Raw genomic sequence first — 22,148 nt, forward strand, 5'->3', positions numbered from 1 at the left:
GGGCCGCCCTGTGCGCCCTCGCCGCACGATGATGTGGCTGAGCGTGGTGCGAGACGCCGACAGGGACAGGGGCGCCGACAGAGGCAGGGGCAGGGACTTGCCCGAAATGTCTGCTTCTGCTGGGCGGGCCTGGTCTGTCATGGCCTCCACCTTATGCCGAGCCGATATCGGAAGAGTTTGTGTCAGATTGGCAACAGCGGCGCTCTTATTTTCCGACGGCCCTTGTAAGCCATACAGCCCTGCCCTGCACACTGGGGCGCATGAATGATTGGCCCGAGGGATGGTCCGACGACAACCGCGGCAGCCGCTACGGACGCGGCAGTGCTGGCGCGCAGCCGGAGGGCGCCCGCGTGATGCGCCAGGTCCGGCGCGGCCGGCCGGCCCCGCCCGGACAGGGCGGGTACGGCGGCCCCGGCCCGTCGGCGCCGCCGCACGGCCAGGTCCCGCAGCAGCCGACGTACTCCGACGGCCAGGGCTACGACGACTACGGTGACCCGCACGGGTACGACAGCGGCTACAACACCGGGCAGGTCTACGGCGGTCCGGGCGGCGGCGGTCCGGGCGGGCCGGCCGACGCGGCCTCCCGCAGGCCGCGGCCCGCGCCGAACTGGCGGCGCCGGATCAAGTGGACCGCGATCACCGTGGTCGGCGTGCTGGTCGTCACCACCGTGGCGACCTACTTCTGGGCCGACTCCAAGCTCAACCGGGACGTCGACCTCTCGACGGTCATCGACCGCCCGGAGTCGGGCCAGGGCACGAACTACCTGATCGTCGGCTCCGACAGCCGCAAGGGCATGTCGGACGAGGACAAGAAGAAGCTGCACACCGGCTCCGCCGAGGGGCAGCGCACCGACTCGATGATGATCCTGCACGTCGGCGACAACGGCGACACGCTGATCTCGCTGCCGCGTGACTCGGACGTGGAGATCCCGAGCTACAAGGGGTCGACGTCCGGCAAGGTCTACCAGAGCACCGGCCGGCACACGAAGCTCAACGCGGCCTACGCGGAGGACGGGCCGACCCTGCTGGTCCGCGCGGTCGAGTTCAACACCGGTCTGCACATCGACCACTACGTGGAGATAGGCTTCGCCGGCTTCGCGAACATCGTGGACGCGGTCGGCGGCGTCGACATCACCATCGACAAGGGCTTCAAGGACAAGTACTCGGGCGCGGACTTCAAGGCGGGCAAGCAGACGCTGAACGGCGAGCAGGCGCTGGCCTTCGTGCGCACCCGGCACGCCTTCGCCACCTCCGACCTCCAGCGCACCAAGAACCAGCAGAAGTTCCTGTCGGCGCTGGCCCACCAGGTGGCCACGCCGTCGACGGTCCTGAATCCCTTCAAGCTGTACCCGACGCTGGGCGCGGGCCTGGACTCGCTCTCCGTCGACAAGGACATGAGCCTGTGGAACCTGGCGTCCATGTTCTGGGCGATGAAGGGTGTCAGCGGCGGCGACGGCACCTCGATGAACATGCCGATCTCCGGATCCAACGGCGGCAACCTCGTCTGGGACAAGGCCAAGGTCAAGACCCTGGTGAACGAACTGAACAACGACGAGAAGGTCACGGTCACCGGCAACTAGGCGCTCCGCGTAGTCGCTCCGCGGGACGGGCCGTGAGGTGCGCCGTCGCGCCGTCGGCCGGGTGCGGTGACGTCGTGGCCGGTCGTGCAGTTCCCCGCGCCCCTTCGGGGGCGCTTCCGGACCGCGTGCTTGGGCGGGGGCGGTCCGTCGGGGCTGTGATGCGCGCCGTCGGTCGGCTGCGGCGGCGACGTGGCCGGGCGCGCGGTTCCTCGCCGTACCGTCCGCTCAGCCGAGGGCACCTCGCAGGGCGCCCTCGACCGGTCGGGTGCGGGTCAGGCCCGGGTGGCCGTCATCGCACGGCAGGTCTCCGCGCAGCGGCGACACGCCTCGGCGCAGCGCTGCATCTGGGCGTCGTCCGGCAGGGACATACACGCCTCCGCGCACATGTCGCACGCTTTCGCGCACATCCCGCACATCTCGGCGGACAGCGGCGAGCGCCGCATCATCATGTCCGCGCACATCCGGGTCATCTCCGAGCAGTCCATGAGCGTCCGCATGATCTGCATCTGGGCCTGGCCGCCCATCGACAGGCAGGAGCTCATCGTCTCCTCGCACACGCTGTGGCAGTTCATGCATGCCTGGATGCAGTCCTGCATCTGCTGGGTCATGGCGGGCACGGTTCCGGGCTGGGTCATGGCTCCTCCAGAGGGGGCGAGGGGGCCTCGGCGGGCCCCTGTGCTTCCGTCCTACTCTGGTCTGCTATATAACGCCATCGGAGGGATTGTCAGAGTTGTCCCATAAGGGTTGTTTGCCCGTGGTGTGCGGGTGGGCCTCGCCGTACCGGTGTCGTCGGATCCGCAGGGGGCCAAGCGGGTTCGGCGAAGTCCGTTGCGGTTCGACAGCGCCCTGAAGGGGCGCGGGGAACTGCGCGACCGGCCACGATGGTGCCGCAGCCGACCGACGGCATATCGCGGCACTTCCAGCGGAGCCCTCAGTCCGTGCCGGAGCAGACCACTTCGTCCCCCCGTACCGCCCCCGACTCGCCCTGTGCCGGTGGTTGCGCCTTGACCTTGCGTACGTCGTGGAAGTCCGCTCCGGCGATCACCTTGAGTACCGGTCCCTGCGCGGGCACCGCCCGTAGCTCGCTGCCGGGCAGCGCGAGCGCCACGGCTCTGGCCGATCGGTCCCAGCGCGGGTCGTAGACGATCACCGTCCGCCGTACGTCCCGCTCCGCCGAGGTCACCGGGTGCCCGGTGGTGGCGAAGCCGGTGGCGGCCAGGGCCGCGTCCACCCGCTTGGCGAGCCCCTCCGTACCGGTGCCGTTCTCCACCTGCACCCGGATCTCCTGCGGTGCCACGTCCACCGGCACGGACGGGGTCCGCGTCGGCCGCCGGTTCACGGTGAGCGGCTTGTCCTCGCGCAGGGACCGGAACAGCGTCTCCGACCGGGCCTGGTCCCATTTCAGCGTCGACCCGATGCCCTTGACCGGGAACGCCATCTGCCCGATCGGCACGGTCGTGAACTCGGAGGAGGAGGGGGAGAAGTTGCGCATCGCGCGGCCCAGGTCCAGCAGTTCGTCCGTGCCGAAGCCGGTGTCCGCCCGAACCGAGCCCAGCACCGCCCGCGTCACGTCCCGGAACCTCATTGGGTTCAGCAGCACCCCGGAGGAGGTCGCCTGCTCGATCAGCGCCGCCAGGAACCGCTGCTGACGCTGCATCCGGCCCAGGTCGCTGGCCCCGTCGACGTGCCGCGAGCGGACGTACTGCAACGCCTCACCGCCGCTCAGCGTGTGCGTGCCGGGTGTCAGGTCGAGGCCGGTGTACGAGTCCTTCAGGGGCGTCGCGGTGCAGATCCGGACCCCGCCGAGCACATCCACCGTCTTCATGAAGCTGGTGAAGTCGACCTCCAGATAGTGGTCGATCTTCACATGGGTCATGTGCTCCACCGTGCGCACGGTCAGCTGCGGCCCGCCCTCCGCGTAGGCCGCGTTGAGCTTGAGGGGGTGCGGGCCGTGGCGTGCCCCGGTGGTCTCGTCGACATGCTCGGGCACCTCGGCGTACGAGTCCCGCGGCAGGCTCACCACGGTGGCCCGCTCCCGGTCCTGCGAGATATGCACGATCATGATCGTGTCGGTGCAGTGGCACGGCGCGCCGCCCAGCCGGAACCGCCGCCGCTCCGCCTCGGAGATCTTGTCCCGGCCGTCGGTGCCGACCAGCAGGACGTTCATGCCGTGTCCGCCGCTCGGGCGGTTCTTCATGTCCCGGAACGGGTCCACCCGGGCGATGTCCGCGTCCAGGCTGCTGACCACCGCGTGTCCGATCCCGGCCGAGGCGAGCACCACCACGGACAGCGTTGTCACCGCACGCATGGCCCAGCGGGGCCGCTTCGGGCGCACGGGCCGCACCGTCCGCGCGGGCGGCCGCGGCGCACGGCGGGGCGGCTGCGGGCGGCGCTGCGGCCGGGCAGCGGACCGAGGCGGGCTGGGGGACAAGGGGACGACACCTCCGGACGACGGCCGTACGTGGGATCCGGAAGCACCGTAGGCCCATACGATCTCCAGCCCGCCTCAGCGGCCCGGCGGCGCGCACCCGTGTCCCCCGTTCGCGGTAACGTGAACCCCCTATGAACGCCAAGCCCGACGTGCGGCACCCCGCAGTTTCTGTGATCATGCCCGTCCTCGATGAGGAGCGGCATCTGCGCGGCGCCGTCCAAGCGATCCTCGCGCAGGAGTACGCCGGCGAGATGGAGGTCGTGATCGCCCTCGGTCCGTCCACGGACCGCACGGACGAGATCGCCGCCGAGCTGGTCCGCGACGACCCGCGCGTGCACACCGTCCCGAACCCGACCGGTCGCACGCCGGCCGCCCTCAACGCCGCGATCAAGGCGTCCCGCCACCCGATCGTGGTGCGCGTCGACGGGCACGGCATGCTCTCGCCGAACTACATCGCGACCGCCGTACGGCTCCTGGAGGAGACCGGCGCGCAGAACGTCGGCGGCATCATGCACGCCGAGGGCGAGAACGACTGGGAGCACGCCGTCGCCGCCGCGATGACCTCGAAGATCGGCGTCGGCAACGCCGCCTTCCACACCGGCGGCCAGGCCGGCCCTGCGGAGACCGTGTATCTGGGCGTCTTCCGCCGCGAGGCGCTGGAACAACAGGGCGGCTACAACGAGGAGTTCATCCGCGCCCAGGACTGGGAGCTGAACTTCCGCATCCGTGAGGCCGGCGGGCAGATCTGGTTCTCGCCGGAGCTGAAGGTGTCCTACCGCCCCCGCCCGTCGGTGCGCGCTCTGGCCAAGCAGTACAAGGACTACGGCCGTTGGCGGCATGTCGTCGCCCGCTACCACGAGGGCTCCATCAATCTGCGCTACCTGGCCCCGCCGACGGCGGTGTGTGCGATAGCGGCGGGCCTCGTGGTGGGCGCGGCCCTCACTCCGTGGGGCTTTGTGATCCCCGGCGGCTACCTGGCGGCGATCGCCGTCGGCTCGGTGCCTGCGGGCAAGGGCCTGCCTCCGACGGCCCGCCTGCGCATCCCCGTGGCCCTCGCCACCATGCATATGTCCTGGGGCTGGGGCTTCCTGACCAGCCCGCGCGCCCTGGCCCGGCGGGTCATCGCCTCCCGCCGCCCGGCGGTGCCGAACTCCCCCTGAACCGCCGGGACTTGGACCTATGTGTGCGGGCCCCTCCCGGCTTCCGGGAGGGGCCCGCACACATATGCAGGGGTGACCCGCGTCGGCGTGCTACCACCGATAGGGCCGGTACACGTCCATGCACTGGCCCTTGTCCGAGCCGTTGATGGCGTCGGAGTTGCTGGGCAGGTCCCCGGCCTTCGGCTTGGACTGCTTCGGGTACGTGGTGCCGTCGCGCCAGTCGGCGCCCACGACGACGGTGACCCCCGACACATCGGTCGACTGCTTCACCGAACTCGTGGGAATCCCCAGCGACTTGGCGACCGCCAGAGCATCGCCCGCCAGGTCCGCGCTCGGGTAGCGGACCACCGTCGCCTCCTCGGACAGCGACGCCGCCCGGTCCGCCGTCGCCTTCGTGTAGCCCTGCTGCACCAGCACCTGGCCGATCGCACTCGCCCGGCTGGGGACCGCGGCCTCGGTGGAGGTCCGAGTGGCGTTCTGCACCAGCACCCCGAGCCGGTCGGCGGTGACCGAGGGCGCCTTGGCCGCCTCGGCCGTGTCGGTCGGCTTCTTCTCCCCGTCCGCCTTGCCCTTGTCGTCGCCCTTGTTGTCGAACGGGACGTCGTCGCGGAGCATCTGCCACATCTTCTGGGCGTTGACGGAGTCCGGCACCACATGGTTGGCGTTCTGCGGGTCCGGGATGTTCGGCATCGTCGTCATGGTGATGCGGTCCGTCGGCACCGTCTTGAGCTGCATGCCCAGGTCGTACAGCTGCTTGACCGTGCCGATCTCCTCCGAGACCTTCAGGGACTTGGTGGCCGCCTCGGCGAGGCCCATCAGCCGGCCCGTGTCGGTGAACACGTTCTGCTGCTTCAGCGTGCGGATCATCGAGTTCATGTACATGTGCTGGGCCCTGGCCCGCAGCAGGTCGCTGCCCCAGGCATGCCGGGTGCGCAGCCACTGGAGCGCCTGCTCGCCCTTCACCTTCTTGGTGCCGGCCGTCAGCTTCAGGCCCGAGCCGCCGGGCACGCCGGGCAGCGGGCGGTCCCACACGTTCTGGTTCACACAGACCTCGACCCCGCCGATGGCGTCCGCCATCTTCACCACGCCGGCGAAGTCGATCGTCATCCAGTGGTCGATATAGACCCCGGTGAGGTTCTCCCAGGTGGCCAGCGTGCAGCCGGCCCCGCCGCGGGCCAGCGACTCATTGATGATCGTGTTGGTCGCCCGGTACGTCTCGCCGCTCTCCGGGTCCTTGCACTGCGGTATGTCGACCCGGGTGTCACGCGGAATGCTCACCACGGCCGCGCTCTTGCGGTCCGCGGAGAGGTGGATGAGCATCTGCACGTCGGCGAGCGGCGGGTTGCCCCGGTTGTCCTTGCTGCCGCCGAGCTTCACGTTCTCGTCGGAGTTACGGCTGTCGGAGCCGAGCAGCAGGATGTTCATCGGCGTCTGCCCGGCCGCGTTCGGCTCGGTCCTGCGCGCCTTGGAGTCGCCGCTGCTGCGCTGGCCCTTCCGGATGTTGCCGTTGAGGTGCTCGTAGTAGAGGTAGCCGGCGCCCGCTGTCCCGAGTATCAGCACCGCGAGTACTGTCGCCGACCAGCGCAGCGCCCGCCGTCCGCGGCCCTGCCTGCCACCGCTCGGGCCGCCCCCGCGCCGCCCGCCGCCGTGTCGGCCAGGTCCGTCGGACCCGTCCGGTCCCCGCGGTGTGAGCGACCTCGTGTCCTCGACCGCGGGAGCCTTCCCCCGTACACCGCTCTGCCCCAAATCCCTGCCCTCCCCACCCTGCGCCTTGCAACGGGCCCGTCCCGCGTCGGGTTAGACGCGTGACGGGCCCGTTGGGTTACCTACGAGGCGCACTTCACCTTGTCTGCCGTGGACTTGTCCACTTCCGGCGCCTTTGTCGGAGTGGTGAGGGATACGCCCGCGCCCTTGAAGTCCTTGCCCAGGGTCAGCGTTATCGCCGGCAGCCCCTGGGAGTTGATCACGCTCTCGCCCGGCTTCATCGCGGAACCGGACAACCCCATGATCGCGGCCAGCCTACGGGCCTGTGCCGCCTGGTCCGGCCCGTACTCCAGGGTGGTCTTGTCCAGCTCCGCGGGGGCGTTGCCCGCGTTCTCCGACTTGACCACACCCTCGTCGTTCTGCAGCCACTGCAGGGTCTCCTGCGCGCTGCCGGGCGGGGCACCACCGTTGAGGATCCGCACCCGGACCTCGGACGCGTCGGACTTGGTGCCCTTGAGGCGGGCGGCCTGCGCGTCCTTCTGCGCCTTCTGCTTCTTCTTCACCTCGGTGAAGGAGACGTCGTTCTTGATCGCGTCGAAGATCGCGGGCGCCTTGTTCTGGTCGACGACGACGGTCGCCTTGACCGTCTCCGCGGGGTTGTCCAGCACCGGCACTGTCATGAAGCTGATGTTCTTCGTCGGCACCTTCTTCAGCTCCAGCGCCACGTCCTTCAACGTGCTGACCTTGCCGATCCCGGTGTCCACGGTCAGCGCCTTGGTGGCGGCCTCGGCCAGCGACACCAGCTTGGTCGGGCTGGTCAGGGTGTCGCTGGAGGACATCTTGCGCATCAGCGACGCCAGGAACTGCTGCTGCACCTTGATCCGGTCCAGGTCGCCCTGGTTGCCCCAGGCGTGCCGGGTGCGCACGAACGCCAGCGCCTGCTCGCCCTCGATCTTGGACTCGCCCGCGGGCAGATTCAGATGCGACTTCTTGTCGTTCACCGCGTGGTCCAGACACACGTCGACCCCGCCGACGGCGGACGTCAGCGTCTTCACCGCGTTGAAGTCGGCCATCATGAAGTGGTCGACGGGGATGCCGGTGACCGACTCCACCGTGCGCATGGTGCAGCCCGGGTCACGGCCGTCCTGGCCCAGGCTGGTGTTGAAGCGGACGCCCTGCGTGCCCGGGATGACCTTCTCGGTGCCGTCCTTCTGTTTCGTCGGGCAGTCCGGGACGTCCACGATCAGGTCACGCGGGATGCTGAGGGCGGTGGCGTTCGTCCGGTCCTTCGACACATGCAGCAGGACGTTGGTGTCGGCGTGCCCGACGCTGCCGTTGTCGCCGTAGCCCTCGTTGCCCTTGCCGGTGCGCTTGTCGGTGCCGATGACCAGGATGCTGAACGCCTCGTCCTTGCTGAAGCCCTGCTTGCCCGCGCTGCCCACGTCCGTCGTGGTGACGTTGCCCTCAAGGTGCTTGAGGTAGAGGTAGGCGGCGGCACCGGTGGCGACCAGGACGAACGCCATGGTGCCGCCGGTCCACATCAGGGTCTTCTTCGCCTTCGACTTGTTCTTGGCCGGGCGGCGATTGCGCCGGCCGGTCGGCGGCTCGGGCTCCGCCCGTCGCCTGCGCTGCGGCGGAACCTCCCGGCCCGGTGCCCGGTTTGCCTCCCGACCCGTCTCCCGGCCCGATGCTCGACCCGTCTCCCGGCCCGGTGTTCTGTCCTGCTGCCGCCCCGGCCTCGCCTTCCCGTCCCCGGCCGTACGGCCGGAATCCCGGGAACGCGATCTGCGTGGTCCAGGCACCGACGACTGCGGTGCGGAAGGAGTCAGTCGCAGTTCGTATTCGCCGGTGTTCGGATTGAGCACCCACTGGTCTGCGGGATCGATGTTGTCCGCCCGCCCACGGCCTTGCGCGTCCACGGTTGTCCGAATCCTCCGTCGGGGCCACGCGGCGCCTACCCCCTCAAGGCGCTCGGATCTCGGTTCAAACAGTGCACGGCCCCAGGACGGACCTCGTGGCATGGTGCACCAGACCGCTCACACTATCCGCCAAGTTCAGCGCCGAGCGACGACGGTGACAAATTCCACCTCCCTACAACCGGGCAATCCACCTCATATTTCTGGACAGAAGTCGGTTGGTTTGCCGCGCGCTTTACCCGCAGGGGTCCTCGGCGGCGGTGTTCCCGGGGAACGTCGGTGCCGGGGAAGGGGCGTTCCTCCCCTCGGGATTGCCACTTTTTGTCACCGATTCCGATGGAATCCGCCGGGTGACCGTCACCGGCGCATCGGACCGCAACTGCGCGAACAGCTTTTCGGCCGCGGGCTCCACGAGTTGGTCGCGATCGGCGTCGGAGGGGTACGCCTCCCGCGGAACGGTCAGAAACTGCACATGTTCGGTGGGGATGTTCCGCACTCCGCGCACCAGTTGGTACAAACCGCGCAAACTCGCCAGTCCGGGGTCGGTGGTGAGCGCCGAAGTGGCCGAGTCCAGCAGCGGATACAGCTTCACCGGGTTCAGCAGGACGTCGTTGCTCCGCATCTTGTCGACGAGCGCGCCCAAGAACCGCTGCTGCCGCTCCATGCGCTCGGTGTCGCTGCCGTCGCCCAGCGACTTGCGGGCCCGCACATAGCCCAGCGCCTGCTCGCCGTCGAGCGTGACCCGGCCCGCGGGCAGCTTCAGCCCGGCGGCCTTGTCGTCGACGGGCTTCCGCAGACACACCTCCACCCCGTCGACGGCGTCCACCATCTCCTTGAACCCGCTGAAGTCGACCACGGCGAAGTGGTCGATCCGGAGGTCGGTCAGCTTCTCGACGGTCCGCACCGCACAGGCCGAACCGCCCGTCTCGAAGGCGGAGTTGAGCATCGCGAAGGCCGGTCGGCTGCGCCCGCCGTCCGGGCGCAGACAACTCGGCACGTCGACCATCAGGTCCCGGGGGAGGGACACGGCGGTGGCGCTGTGCCGGTCGGCGCCCAGGTGCAGCAGGATCGCGGTGTCGGACCGCTCGGTCCCGGTGTCCCGCCCGTACGCCCCGTTGTCGTCCCCCGAGCGGGTGTCGGACCCGATGAGCAGGATGTTCTGTGCGCCGCGCACCAGCGCCGTGGGCCGCTCGCGCTCATAGCGGGCCAGTTCGGCGGCGGCCGCCTCGTCCGCCGTGATGTTGCCGTCGAGCCTCGTGTACGCGACCCAGCCGCCGCCCGCGCCCAGCAGGACCAGCGCCGCCAGCCCCAGGGCCGCCCCCTTCGTCCACCGCCGTCGGCGTCGGCGCACCAGCCCGCCTCCGGTGGCCGAGGCGCCCGTATCCGGACCGGGGCCGCCCCCGGGGGGTGTATCCGCGGTGTCGGTCACGTACGGTCCACCCCCTCGTGGCGTACGAGCGTGTCGTCCTGCTCCTACGACGATGGCCCCGACGGTGACGCGGAGGGGTTCCGGAGGCGGCCCGTACTACTCCGATCGGGTGAAATATGGCGAGCTGTCGGGGGTGCGGGGGCGTCCCGGCGTGCCGAGGCGTGCGACCTGTGCGGGTGACTGGCGGTAACGGTGATGACGGGTCCGCGTCGGCCGGGTGACCAGCGGTAACAGGTCCGCGTCGGCCCGCGAGACCGCGCCCGTCCCGAGGGCGCCGTCCCTTCAGTGGCGCGCGGCGGTCACCCGTTCGGCCTCCATTCGCTTGGCCAGGGCGTCCTCGTCCAGCCGCGCCAGATGGCGGCAGAGCACCACGGACCCGCCGACGGCCAGCGGCGCGTACAGGCCCGCACTGAGCCCCTCCCAGGTGTCGTACGGCAGCCCGGACAGCAGCCGGGAGCCGGGCCCGGTCAGATCCAGTGCGGGCGCGTCGGCGCGGGCCCGCTCGACGACCTCGGCCCCCGTCATCTCCGCCCCGGCCACGATCAGCGCCGGCTCCTCCGGGTCCACCGGCGCGAAGGGCGCGAACCGGTCCCCCTGGCCCGGCACCTCCACGGCGTAGTCGAGGAACCCGTCCGGCGGCTGCGGGAAACGCCCGCCCAGCGGACGCAGCGCGAGCGCGACCCGCTCGCCGGGGCAGGCCCGTGCCGCCGCCAGCGTGTCCGGCCCGCTCACCACGACGTCGGCCGCGGCGGGATTCCCGGCCACGTCCGCGATCGCGCCCACCGACGAACACGCCAGCAGCCACACCGCGGTCTGCCAGTGCGCGGGCAGCAGCAGCGCGACCCGGTCCCCGGGGCCGGCGGCCAGGTCGCCCTGGAGCAGGTTCGCGGTCTTGGCCACCCAATTGGCGAAGGTGGCCACGGACAGTTCGACACGTTCGCCCGTGGCGTCGTCGTAGAAGGTCACCAGGGGGCGTCCGGGATCCGCGGCGAGCGCGGAACGCAGCAGGTCGGCAGGGGTGCGATCGGTGGCGTTCACCCGCGCAAGGGTACGCGGCGGCGCGCCCGCGCACCGGTCGCCGGGGCCACCGGTTCGGAGGAACGGCAGCCGACGGTCCGTCAGTTCACCGATGGACAGATATGTATGACTATGTTCAAGATCGGGGGCATGCGTGGATATCTCCCCTCCTCGATCGGGGCCTCCTCGGTCGGTCTCACCTGCGCGGCCGTACTCGCCCTCCCGTTGACCCCGCCCGCAGCCGCCGCACCCGCGAGACCGGCGTCGGCCGTGGACACGGCCGCGGCGACGGGCACGGCCGCGAACACGGCGACGGACACGGACACGGCCACGACCGCCGACCGGCCGGCCGGCGCCGCCGTGCCCGGCAGCACCCAGTCGCTGCCCCTCGTCCCCCTCACCCGTGAACGCGTCCTCGGCTCCGCCCCCGAGCAGGGCGTGCACCGCCGGGACGTACGCCACTTCTCGCTCGTCGGCGTGGTCTGGGACAACCCCGGCACCGAACTCCACGGTCAGGTCCAGGTCCGCACCCGCTCTGCCGCCACCGGCAAGTGGTCCGGCTGGCAGGACGTCGAGACGCACAACGCCAACCACGGGGCCGACCCGGACACCGCGGAGAGCGCCTCCGGCCGGGTGCACGGTGCCACGGCCCCGCTGTGGGTGGGTGACTCGGACGCCGTGGAGGTACGGGTCCGGGCCGACGCCGGACCGGCCACCGGCGACGGACGCACCGGTGACTCCTCGTCGCCCCTGCCCTCGGGGCTGCGGCTGGAACTGGTCGACCCCGGCGCGGAACTCCCGCCGCAGGGCTCGCCTGCTGACGCCTCCCGTACCAGTGTCGGCCTGGACGACGCCGAGGCCGGCGCCTCCGCCGCCAACACCGACCTCGTGCCCCTCGGCGCCGCCGAGATCCCGGCGCTGAGCAAGAAGGACACCGAGCGGGAAGCGCTCGCCCTGCGCGGCGCGGGGCGGGCCGGGACGGAACGCGCGGAGCCGCACGTCGGGCCGCGCCCGCGCATCGTCACGCGGCACGGCTGGGGCGCCGACGAGAACCTGCGCGAACGGGGCTTCGTCTACACCAAGTCCGTCAAGGCGGCGTTCGTGCACCACACCGCCTCGGGCAACAACTACACGTGCGCGCAGGCCCCGTCCGTCATCCGCAGTATCTACCGCTACCACGTCAAGAGCATGGGCTGGCGGGACATCGGCTACAACTTCCTCTTCGACAAGTGCGGAAACATCTACGAGGGCCGCGCCGGAGGTGTGACCAAGGCCGTCCTGGGCGCCCACACCCTCGGGTTCAACAGCGACAGCATGGGGATCGCGGTGATCGGCACGTTCAACTCCAGCAAGCCGCCCTCCGCCGCGGTGACCGCCATCGCCCAGCTGACGGCGTGGAAGCTCGGGCTCAACGGCGCCGATCCGAAGGGCAAGACATACCTGAAGTCCGGGGGTGGGAATCTGTACCCGAAGGGGAAGAACGTACGACTGAACGTGATCTCCGGCCATCGGGACGGATACGCCACAGACTGCCCGGGCAAGCACCTGTACGCCAAGCTGGGTTCGGTTCGTTCCACCGCGGCCCGCTACCAGGGGCGCTGAGGCCGGGGAGCGCGTTCACGCCATCGGGGACGGTCGGGGGAATCTGCACGCGGATATCTGGTGCCACCGCGCGGCCATCGGGGGCGTCATCGCACGGTCTGCATACACTGGCCGGCCGACAGGACAGTTCGGCCGGTCCCGGCAGGAAGCGGAGACGACAGGTGACAGAAGCGATCCTCCTGGTCGGCGGCAGAGGCACCCGGCTGCGTCCGCTCACGGTGCACACGCCCAAGCCCATGGTCCGGGCGGCCGGGGTTCCGTTCCTCACCCACCAACTGGCCCGCGCGAAAGCGGCCGGCGTGACACACATCGTCCTCGCCACGAGCTATCTGGCCGAGGTCTTCGAGCCGTACTTCGGCGACGGCACGGCGTTCGGCCTGCACATCGAGTACATCACCGAGGAGGAGCCGCTGGGCACGGGCGGCGCGATCCGCAATGTGGCCGCGCGCCTCCACTCGGGGCCCGACGACCCGGTGCTGGTCTTCAACGGGGACATCCTCACGGGCCTCGACATCAGGGCGCTGGTGGACACGCACGAGTCGACGGGCGCCGATGTCTCCCTGCACCTCACCCAGGTGACGGACCCGCGCGCCTACGGTCTGGTGCCGACCGACGACACGGGCCGCGTCCTCGCGTTCCTGGAGAAGCCGCAGACCCCCGAGGAGATCGTCACCGACCAGATCAACGCCGGGGCGTATGTCTTCCGGCGCTCGGTGATCGACACGATCCCGGCGGGCCGCCCGGTGTCGGTGGAACGCGAGACCTTCCCGGACCTGCTGTCGGCCGGGGCCCATCTGCAGGGGATGGTGGACTCGACGTACTGGCTCGACCTGGGCACCCCGGCCGCCTTCGTACGCGGCTCGGCCGACTTGGTGCTGGGCCGGGCCCCCTCGCCGGCTGTCCCCGGCCGCTGCGGCGACCGGCTCGTCCTGCCCACGGCCCGGGTCGCGCCGGACGCGAAGCTGACCGGCGGCACGGTGGTGGGCGAGGGCGCCTTCGTGGCCCGCGGCGCCCGGGTGTTCGGCAGCACGATCCTGCCCGGCGCGGTCATCGAACCGGGCGCCGTGATCACCGACTCCCTGATCGGCACCCGCGCCCGCGTCGGCGAACGCTCCGTCCTGACCGGCACCGTCATCGGCGACGGCGCGGTGATCGGCGCCGACAACGAACTCCGCGAGGGCGCCCGCGTATGGTGCGACGCCCGCATCCCGTCCGGCGCGGTCCGCTTCTCCTCGGACCAGTGACCCCGCCAACAGCAGTGCCCTGACACCCCGGCGCCCCTGAACAGGGGGAAGCACGGCGACTGAACAGGGGGAAGCACGGCGACGACAGGGACGCCGACAACAACGGGGAACGGGGGCATCAGCCGGCGCACAGCCCCAACAGCCTTCATCAGACACAACAGCCCCAACCGGCAGGCGGCAGCCGACACCGAGGAGCCCGGCGGCTCACGACCACCATCGCCCCAGCCGCCGAGCCGCCTCCGGAACCCAGCGCGGTCGAGGCCGCCTGCCCATGGCTCACTCCAGCCCTCGCGACGGCGGTCGGCGCAGCCGCGGTCCCTGCGTCCGCAGCCGCCGCGCCGAAGGTCGGTGTGGCAGTGGTCGGGGTGGCGGCAGTTCCCCTTGCCCAGCCCCAAGTTCCCAGTCGTCGTGGGCCCGGCGGCTCGTAGCCCGGTGCTCCCGGGCGGCCGCGGCACACAGACGCCCGCAGCACACAGGCCGCTGCGGCGCACGGGCGGTGGATCGGTGATGGGGCTACAGTCGGCCGATGTCCGTGCGAGGCATGCGCGGGGCCCGGCGCGCCGGTGTCCTTCCGCTCAGCAGGATGAGACGGGCGGCGCGGTGCCGCTGGCCCGCGTAGGGCTCCAGCAGCGACAGCATCACGGCGTCGTCCGCGTACCGGTCCCCGGCGAGCGCCCACCCCACGATCCCCGGCAGATGCAGATCCCCCACGGTCACCGCGTCCGGCGCCCCATGACTGCGCTGCACGGTCTCCGCCGACGTCCAGGGACCGATCCCCGGCACGACCTCCAACCGCGCCTGCGCGTCCGCCGGTTCCAGGCCGACCGCCTCCTCCAGCCGCGCGGCGACCCGCACGGCCCGCAGGATCGTCGATGCCCGCTTGTCGTCGACCCCGGCCCGGTGCCACTCCCAGGACGGGATCAGCGCCCACGTCCGCGGCGCGGGCATCACCCACATGCGCCCGCCCATGGGTCCCGGCGCCGGTTCCCCGTACTTCCGCACCAGCAGCCGCCACGCCCGGTACGCCTCACCGGTCGTGACCTTCTGCTCCAGGACCGACGGGATCAGCGACTCCAGCACCAGCCCGGTCCGGGTCAGTCTGAGCCCCGGCCGCCGGTGCCGGGCCATGGCCACCAGCCGGTGCCGCGGCGCGAACACGTCGGGGTCGTCCGCCGCGCCGAGCAGCTCCGGCAACCGCTCCAGCAGCCAGTCGGCCCCCGGACCCCACGCCTCCCCGCGGACCCCGTCGTCGTACGCCGACACCCGCAGCGTCCCGGGTCCGCCGGGCGTCCTGCTGGCCCGCCACACGGACCCGTCCGGCATGGTCAGGAACGTGGGATCCGCCGGCCCGCGCCTGAGCGGCCCGAGCACCAGACCGAGGTCGAGCGGCCCGTCCGGCGCCCAGGTCCGTACCCGCCCCGGCGCCAGTCCGGCCGGCCGCGGCACGCCCGCGGGCACGGCGACATGCCCACCGCGCACGGTCGTACGCGTGGGCCGCGGAGCGAAACGTCCTGCCACGGATGGGATCCCAGAGCTGCCGGAGTGGTCCTGTGAGTCTTACGAGACTGAGTCTTACGAGACAAGGCGGTTGTACGGCACGGTCAGCGCACTTCGATGAAGGCCGACACCTCGCGCTCCGGCCGCGTCCGGGGCCGCTCCGCCGGATGCCCGACCGCCACCGCGCCCATCGGATCCCAGTCCCCGGGGAGCCCGAGGACCTCGCGCACCACGTCCCGGCAGAACATCGTCGACGACACCCACGCCGATCCCAGCCGCTCTCCGGCCAGCGCGACGAGGAAGTTCTGCACGCCCGCGCCCGCGGCGACCACGAACATCTCCCGCTCGGCAGCGTCGCGCCGTGCGTCACCGTAGGTGTGCGAGCCGTCCATGACGAGGCACGGCACGACGAGACAGGGCGCGCCCCGCAGCACCTCCCCGCGGCGCACCCGCTTCGCGATCGACTCCTCGCTCTTGCCGTCCTGCCGCAGATCCGCGATCCAGGCGTCCCGCATGGCGTCGAGCAGCCGGGTCCGTGAGTCGGCCGACTCCAGCAGCACGAACCGCCACGGCGTCGTGTGGTGCGGGGCCGGCGCGGTCAGCGCGGCGGCCACCGCCCGCCGCACCGCCCCGGGATCCACGGGCTCGTCGGTGAAGGCCCGCACGGTACGCCGCAGGGCCACCGCCTCCCGCACGGCCTCGGAGGTGCCGAGCCGGAACATGTCATCGCGCGCGTCGCGCACCAGGGCCCGCGCGCCCTCCGTGTGCTCCCCGGCCACCAGATGGGACAGCCCGCGCAGCACGGCGACGGGCCGGCCGGCCGCCTTGCCCTTCACCAGGTCGCCCGCGGCGGCCAGTTCGTCCGCCGTGGCGACGACGGTGGCGCTGAGCGGGTTGCCGTACGCGTCCGTGCCGCCGCGCAGATCGTCCAGGACCCGCACGCCCGCGGCGCCGATCGCCACGTCCGTGAGCCCCGCACGCCAGGGCCGTCCGAACGTGTCGGTGACCACGACCCCGACGTCCACGCCGAGAGCGTCGCGCAGCCCGTCGCGGATCGCGCGCGCGGACGCGTCGGGGTCCTCGGGCAGCAACAGCACCGTCCCCGCCGGGGTGTTGGAGGCGTCGACCCCGGCAGCCGCCATGACCAGGCCCTGCCGGTTCTCGACGATCCGCAGCAGGCCGCGCCGGGCCACGACCCGTACCGTCTCCGCGTCGATCGCCGCCTCCCGGTCGGCCGCCTCGACGACCCGCCCCTCGGCCTTGGACACGATCTTGGAGGTGACGAGCAGTACGTCCCCGTCGCGCAGCCCCGGCTCGGCGGCGGCGATCAGCTTGCCGAGGTCGTCACCCTGCTGCACCTCGGGAATCCCGTCGAGGGCCCAGACCCGGAAGCCGGGCACCCCGCCCGCCGCCCCCGCGCGATCGTCCGTGTCGCCCCGCCGCGGGATCGTCTCGTCGCTCACGCTCCCCGCACCTCCTCCGCGAGCGCCAGCGCCGCACGCGCCATCTGCGCTGCCGCGTCCACGTCGGTCATCATCAGCGGCACGGCGCGGCAGCGGATGCCGGCGGTCTCGACCCGCTCGACCGCGTCCGCGTCGACCGTGTCGACGAGCCAGCCGTCGAGCAGGCCCGATCCGTAGTGCTCGGCGACCGCCGCGGCCGTGGACTCCACGCCCACCGCCGCGAGCACCTTGTCGGCCATGCCGCGCACGGGCGCGTTCCCGACGATGGGGGACAGGCCCACCACCGGCACCCCGGCGTCGGCGATCGCCTCCCGGATGCCGGGCACAGCGAGGATCGTGCCGACGGAGACGACCGGGTTGGACGGCGGGAAGAGGATCACGTCCGCCTCGGCGATCGCCTCCAGGACACCCGGCGCCGGCTTGGACTGCTCGGCGCCGACCGGCACGACCGCCTCGGCCGGGACGGAGGCGCGCAGCCGCACCCAGTACTCCTGGAAGTGGACGGCCCTGCGCTCGCCGTCGATCTCGACGGCCACATGCGTCTCGACGCGGTCGTCGGTCATCGGGATCAGCCGTACGCCCGGCTTCCAGCGGTCGCACAGCGCTTCGGTCACCGCGCTCAGCGAATAGCCGGCGCCCAGCATCTGCGTCCGCACGATGTGTGTGGCGAAGTCCCGGTCGCCGAGCCCGAACCACTCGGGGCCGATCCCGTACGCCGCGAGTTCCCCCTTGAGATGGAAGGTCTCGTCGGCCCGACCCCAGCCCTGTTCCTCGTTGATGCCGCCGCCGAGCGTGTACATCACCGTGTCGAGGTCCGGGCAGACCTTCAGCCCGAAGAGGTGGATGTCGTCGCCGGTGTTGCCGATGACCGTGACGTCCGCGTCCTGCGCGGCCTGTTTCAGGCCGCGCAGGAAACGGGCACCGCCGATGCCGCCTGCCAGAACCACAATGCGCATGGAAGCAGTGTGTCAGCCGGGTACGACAACGCGTCAGGCAGTCACCGGACGCGGCTCGGCGCGGGCCTCGCAGTGCGGGGCGGTGTGCATGGGCATCTCCGTGAGGCCCGGGTGGTAGACGTGCAGACTGACCGCGGGCTCCAGCGCGTCGTTGAGCACCTCGTGCACATAGCCCGGGGCGAACACCCGCTGCACACCCGGCGCCAGCACGCGCGTGCCCTGCTCCGTCCGCTCGGTCAGCGCGCCCTCCAGGACCGTCAGCACTCCCGAGGAGCGGCCGTGGTCGTGCCGCCCGCTGCCCTGCCCCGGCACCCATGACAGCAGCCACACCTCGTAGCCGGGGCCGGTGCGCAGCCGGTGGTACCAGCGGGCCGTCGCGTCGTACCGGACGAGGTGCTTCCACTGGGCGCGGTCGGCCGCGACGGCGCGGGCGAGGCCCACGAACTCGGCGACGGTGGCCGGGTGCTCGCGCGGGGGCTGGAGCAGGTGCGGGACTTCGAGGATGTCGCCGGCGATCTGGAGGTCGTTGTCGCTGTTCATCGGGGTGCTGTAGGTCCTCGGCAGGAAAGAGGGGGGCTTCGAGGGAGTCGAGGGTGGCTTCGGGGACGGCGAAGCGAACGGAAAGGGGGTACGGAAAGGAGAAGAGAAGGAGATGAGGGGATGGCCGGAGCGCGGGTGGCTCAACAGCCGGAACAGCAACAACAGCTCCAGCGAGCGCGGGCAGCACCGTGGGACCCGGCGGAGCGGGTCGGGGTGAGTGCCAAGTTCGCGAGCATGCCCCCAAGGACAGCGGTTCACACCCGCGCTGTCAACTTGGCGTCCGAAATGTGGCACATGCTTCACCTCATCCGGTTCATCTGTGCGGTGAAAGGTTTGCCCTTCGGGTGTCCGGGAGACATGGCGCACATCGGGAGCGCGGGTCTCGTCGGAACGCGGTCGAACTCCTGGGCGTCCTTCTCCGTACAGATGCCTGCGCGGGGTCGGCGGCCCTCCCGGGCCCTCTCTGCCTGTCAAGGTTTATGGCGATTTGAACACTTTCCGCATGGCCTTGGTTCCGCAGAGTGAATAACGGGCCCAATAGCAGATCTCGGCTTGACTCGCCCGGAGCAGCACACTTGTAATTTCACTCGTGTCGTTCAGCCGAAATCGGTAACGGCCACCACACGGGGACGTGAAAGACAGACGAGGGGCGCACATGACCGAGCTGGTGCAGCAACTGCTGGTCGACGACGCGGACGAGGAACTCGGCTGGCAGGAGCGCGCGCTGTGCGCCCAGACCGACCCCGAGTCCTTCTTCCCCGAGAAGGGCGGCTCGACCAGAGAGGCCAAGAAGGTCTGTCTTGCCTGCGAGGTCCGCTCCGAGTGCCTTGAATACGCCCTCGCCAACGACGAACGCTTCGGCATCTGGGGCGGCCTGTCCGAGCGGGAACGCCGCCGACTGAAGAAAGCGGCCGTCTGATTCGAACAGCACGGAACCTTCACGTACATACGTCACGAACGGCCCGCAGCAGGTGGGTTATCCACAGGCGGCGGGCCGTCGGCATGCCCAGCCGATAGTGTGGTCGCTCGTCCGAGACGCCCCGCCGCCCCCTCGGGGCACAGGCGTCCACCACAGTCCACCGAACCGGGGCCCGTACCTCGATGTCCGTGCACAGCCATACGGCAGCCCGTCAAGACGCCGCTGCCACAGCAGCGTTCGACCCTGCCCCCGCGGCGGCGTTCGACCCTGCCGCCTCGGCGGCGTTCGACCCAGCCCGCCCGCCCGAGTTTCCGCGTCACGTGGTGACCGCGGTGCTCGTCTCCCATGACGGCGCCCGCTGGCTGCCCGACGCGCTCGCCGGGCTGTTCGGCCAGGAGCGGCCCGTCCAGTACGCGCTGGCGGCCGACACAGGCAGCGCGGACCACTCCGCCCAGCTGGCCACCGACGCGTTGGGCGCCGACCGCGTCCTGCACCTCGCCCGCCGCTCCGGCTTCGGCCAGGCCGTCGAGGAGGCCAACCGCACCGCACCGGTCCTCACCCCGGACGACCTGTCCTACCTGAAGCGCCCCAGCGGCTGGGACCCCGTCACACGCACCTGGCGCGACGACGCCTACGACATGCCCGAACTGCCGCACGGGGAACCCGTCCAGTGGCTGTGGCTGCTGCACGACGACTGCGCCCCCGAGCCCGACGCCCTCGCCCAGCTGCTGCGCGTGGTCGACAACGAGATGGAGCTGGGCCGCGACGACGTGGCCGTCGTCGGCCCCAAGCTCCGCGGCTGGTACGACCGCCGCCAGCTCCTGGAGGTCGGCGTCAGTATCGCCAACTCCGGCCGCCGCTGGACCGGCCTGGACCGCCGCGAACAGGACCAGGGACAGCACGACCACGTGCAGCGTGTCCTGTCCGTCTCCACCGCCGGCATGCTGATCCGGCGTGACGTCTTCGAGGAACTCGGCGGTTTCGACCGCCGACTGCCCCTCATGCGTGACGACGTCGACCTGTGCTGGCGCGCCCAGGCCGCCGGCCACCGCGTCCTCATCGCCCCCGAGGCCGTCGTGCGGCACGCCGAGGCCGCCTCCCGTGAGCGCCGCACCGTCGACTGCGGGGGCCGCACCGCGGCCTCACCGCACAAGGTCGACAAGGCGGGCGCCGTCTACACCCTCCTGGTCAACGCCCGTACGGCGGTGCTGCCCTGGATCCTGCTGCGCCTCCTGCTCGGCACCCTCCTGCGAACCGTCGCCTATCTCGTCGGCAAGGTCCCCGGCCAGGCCGTCGACGAGGTCCGCGGTCTGCTGGGCGTGCTGCTGCGGCCCGAGCGGATCGTCGCGGGCCGCCGCAGCCGCGGCCGCCCCCGGATCGACAAGGGCGAGCTGCGCCCGCTGTTCCCGCCGCCCGGCGCGACCGTGCGGGCCACCGTGGAACAGGTCGCGGGCAACGTCTTCGGCGCCTCCGACCCCGAGGTCTCCTCGGCCGGACGGCACGGCGGAGTGGTGGAGTCCGGTCCCGGCGGCGACGACGCGGACTTCCTGGAGATCGAGCAGTTCGCCCGCCTCAAGCGCATCGCCCGCAAGCCCGGCCCGGTGCTCTTCCTGGTCCTGCTGCTCGTCTCGCTGGCCGCCTGCCGCTCCCTGCTCGGCGGCGGCGCGCTGGCCGGCGGCGCCCTGCTGCCCGCGCCGGCCGACTCCGGCGAGCTGTGGTCGCGCTACCTGGACGCCTGGCACCCGGTCGGCGCCGGCGGCACCCCGTCCGCGCCGCCCTACCTCGCGATCGTGGCGCTGCTCGCCTCCCTGCTGTTCGGCTCTACCAGCCTCGCGGTCACGGTCCTGCTCGTCTGCTCGGCACCGCTGGCCGGCTTCACCGCGTACTTCGCCTCCCGCCCCCTGGTCACCTCGCGCCTCCTGCGCGCGTGGGCGGCTGTCGCCTACGCGTTCCTGCCCGCCACCACCGGCGCCCTCACGGGCGGCCGGATCGGCACCGCGGTGCTGGCCGTGCTGCTGCCGCTGATCGCGCGCACGGGCATCGCCGCGAGCGGCCTGGCACACGGCCCGGGCGCGCGCGGCAGCTGGCGCGCCACCTGGGCGTACACACTGCTGCTGACCGTGGCCACCGCCTTCACACCGATCGTGTGGCCCATCGCCCTGATCCTCGGCATCGGCGTGCTGGCCGTGCGCCGCACCGACCTCGTCGCCCACGGCCTGCGCTTCCTGGCCCAGTTGGGCGCCCCGCTGCTGATCCTCGCGCCCTGGTCGCTGACGCTGCTCCCGTTCGGCTTCTTCCAGGAGGCCGGACTGGAGTACGGCTCCTCGGCCGCCTCCGCGCTCGACCTGCTCGGCGCCAGCCCGGGCGGCCCCGGCACGGTGCACGGGCTGATGCTCATCGGCCTCGTCCTGGCCGCGCTGGCCGCCCTGCTGCGCGCCGAGCGCCGACTGGGCATCCACACGGCCTGGGCGGTGGCCCTGGTCGCGCTCTTCTTCGCGGCCCTGTCCAACAGTTCCACCTGGGCCGGGCCCGCCACCCTCGTCTACGGCATCGCGCTCCTGGCCGCCGCCGCGCTCGGCGCCGACGGCGCACGCGCACGCGTGGCCGAGCAGAGCTTCGGCTGGCGCCAGCCGGTCGCCGCACTGATCGCCTTCGCCGCCGCGGCCGGCCCACTGCTGGTCGCCGCCGGC

General features: G+C 71.6%; 16 protein-coding genes. 6 read left to right on the forward strand and 10 right to left on the reverse strand.

The features are described 5' to 3' along the window. Positions 1-260 precede the first annotated feature (260 nt). Positions 261-1,580: an LCP family protein gene (locus ACWEKM_RS17130; protein WP_451621985.1), complete on the forward strand. Its 1,320-nt coding sequence runs from the start codon at positions 261-263 to the stop codon at positions 1,578-1,580. 272 nt (positions 1,581-1,852) lie between these two features. Here ACWEKM_RS17130 and ACWEKM_RS17135 read toward each other — a convergent pair whose 3' ends face one another. Together ACWEKM_RS17135 and ACWEKM_RS17140 are read right to left on the reverse strand one after the other, a co-directional pair. Continuing rightward, positions 1,853-2,215: a four-helix bundle copper-binding protein gene (locus tag ACWEKM_RS17135; RefSeq protein ID WP_451621986.1), complete on the reverse strand. Its 363-nt coding sequence runs from the start codon at positions 2,213-2,215 to the stop codon at positions 1,853-1,855. A 296-nt stretch (positions 2,216-2,511) separates the two neighbouring features. Continuing rightward, positions 2,512-4,011, reverse strand: coding sequence for an LCP family protein (locus tag ACWEKM_RS17140; RefSeq protein ID WP_451621987.1), 1,500 nt, complete (start codon positions 4,009-4,011; stop codon positions 2,512-2,514). Between the two features lie 131 nt (positions 4,012-4,142). Here ACWEKM_RS17140 and ACWEKM_RS17145 point away from each other — a divergent pair, with 131 nt between their 5' ends. Further along, positions 4,143-5,171 (forward strand): glycosyltransferase family 2 protein, encoded by a 1,029-nt coding sequence (locus tag ACWEKM_RS17145; protein WP_451621988.1) that lies wholly within the window; start codon positions 4,143-4,145, stop codon positions 5,169-5,171. A gap of 90 nt (positions 5,172-5,261) precedes the next feature. On the opposite strand, the gene ACWEKM_RS17150 is transcribed toward ACWEKM_RS17145, so the two are convergent. The 4 genes from ACWEKM_RS17150 to ACWEKM_RS17165 form a co-directional block, all read right to left on the reverse strand. Further along, on the reverse strand, positions 5,262-6,917 hold the full coding sequence (locus ACWEKM_RS17150; protein WP_451621989.1) for an LCP family protein: 1,656 nt from the start codon (positions 6,915-6,917) through the stop codon (positions 5,262-5,264). 80 nt (positions 6,918-6,997) lie between these two features. Next, positions 6,998-8,794 (reverse strand): LCP family protein, encoded by a 1,797-nt coding sequence (locus ACWEKM_RS17155; RefSeq protein ID WP_451621990.1) that lies wholly within the window; start codon positions 8,792-8,794, stop codon positions 6,998-7,000. Positions 8,795-9,026: 232 nt separating this feature from the next. Next, complete coding sequence (locus ACWEKM_RS17160; RefSeq protein ID WP_451621991.1) at positions 9,027-10,220, reverse strand: LCP family protein; 1,194 nt, start codon at positions 10,218-10,220, stop codon at positions 9,027-9,029. 282 nt (positions 10,221-10,502) lie between these two features. After that, the gene (locus ACWEKM_RS17165) at positions 10,503-11,258 is read right to left on the reverse strand and encodes a TIGR03089 family protein (protein ID WP_451621992.1); all 756 of its coding nucleotides are present in this window, start codon (positions 11,256-11,258) and stop codon (positions 10,503-10,505) included. A 129-nt stretch (positions 11,259-11,387) separates the two neighbouring features. On the opposite strand from ACWEKM_RS17165, the gene ACWEKM_RS17170 reads away from it, so the two are divergent. Both ACWEKM_RS17170 and ACWEKM_RS17175 read left to right on the forward strand, forming a co-directional pair. After that, positions 11,388-12,839 carry a peptidoglycan recognition protein family protein gene (locus tag ACWEKM_RS17170; protein WP_451621993.1) on the forward strand — a complete coding sequence of 484 codons (1,452 nt, stop codon included), beginning with the start codon at positions 11,388-11,390 and terminating at the stop codon, positions 12,837-12,839. A gap of 161 nt (positions 12,840-13,000) precedes the next feature. Then, the gene (locus ACWEKM_RS17175) at positions 13,001-14,083 is read left to right on the forward strand and encodes a sugar phosphate nucleotidyltransferase (protein WP_451621994.1); all 1,083 of its coding nucleotides are present in this window, start codon (positions 13,001-13,003) and stop codon (positions 14,081-14,083) included. A 513-nt stretch (positions 14,084-14,596) separates the two neighbouring features. Here the strand turns inward: ACWEKM_RS17175 and ACWEKM_RS17180 are convergent. The 4 genes from ACWEKM_RS17180 to ACWEKM_RS17195 form a co-directional block, all read right to left on the reverse strand. After that, entirely contained in the window at positions 14,597-15,601 is a 1,005-nt protein-coding gene (locus ACWEKM_RS17180; RefSeq protein ID WP_451621995.1) for a DNA-3-methyladenine glycosylase family protein, read from the reverse strand. Between the two features lie 83 nt (positions 15,602-15,684). After that, positions 15,685-17,028, reverse strand: coding sequence for a coenzyme F420-0:L-glutamate ligase (locus ACWEKM_RS17185; protein WP_451622002.1), 1,344 nt, complete (start codon positions 17,026-17,028; stop codon positions 15,685-15,687). An 11-nt stretch (positions 17,029-17,039) separates the two neighbouring features. Beyond that, on the reverse strand, positions 17,040-17,999 hold the full coding sequence (gene cofD / locus ACWEKM_RS17190) for a 2-phospho-L-lactate transferase (protein ID WP_451621996.1): 960 nt from the start codon (positions 17,997-17,999) through the stop codon (positions 17,040-17,042). Positions 18,000-18,032: 33 nt separating this feature from the next. After that, positions 18,033-18,539 carry a cysteine dioxygenase gene (locus ACWEKM_RS17195; protein WP_451621997.1) on the reverse strand — a complete coding sequence of 169 codons (507 nt, stop codon included), beginning with the start codon at positions 18,537-18,539 and terminating at the stop codon, positions 18,033-18,035. A 655-nt stretch (positions 18,540-19,194) separates the two neighbouring features. Between ACWEKM_RS17195 and ACWEKM_RS17200 the strand changes: the two genes are divergently transcribed. Next, positions 19,195-19,458 (forward strand): WhiB family transcriptional regulator, encoded by a 264-nt coding sequence (locus ACWEKM_RS17200; protein ID WP_003975777.1) that lies wholly within the window; start codon positions 19,195-19,197, stop codon positions 19,456-19,458. 182 nt (positions 19,459-19,640) lie between these two features. Next, the coding region (locus ACWEKM_RS17205; protein ID WP_451621998.1) for a glycosyltransferase at positions 19,641-22,148 on the forward strand (2,508 nt) is incomplete at its 3' end.

The sequence above is a fragment of the Streptomyces sp. NPDC004752 genome (assembly GCF_053601275.1).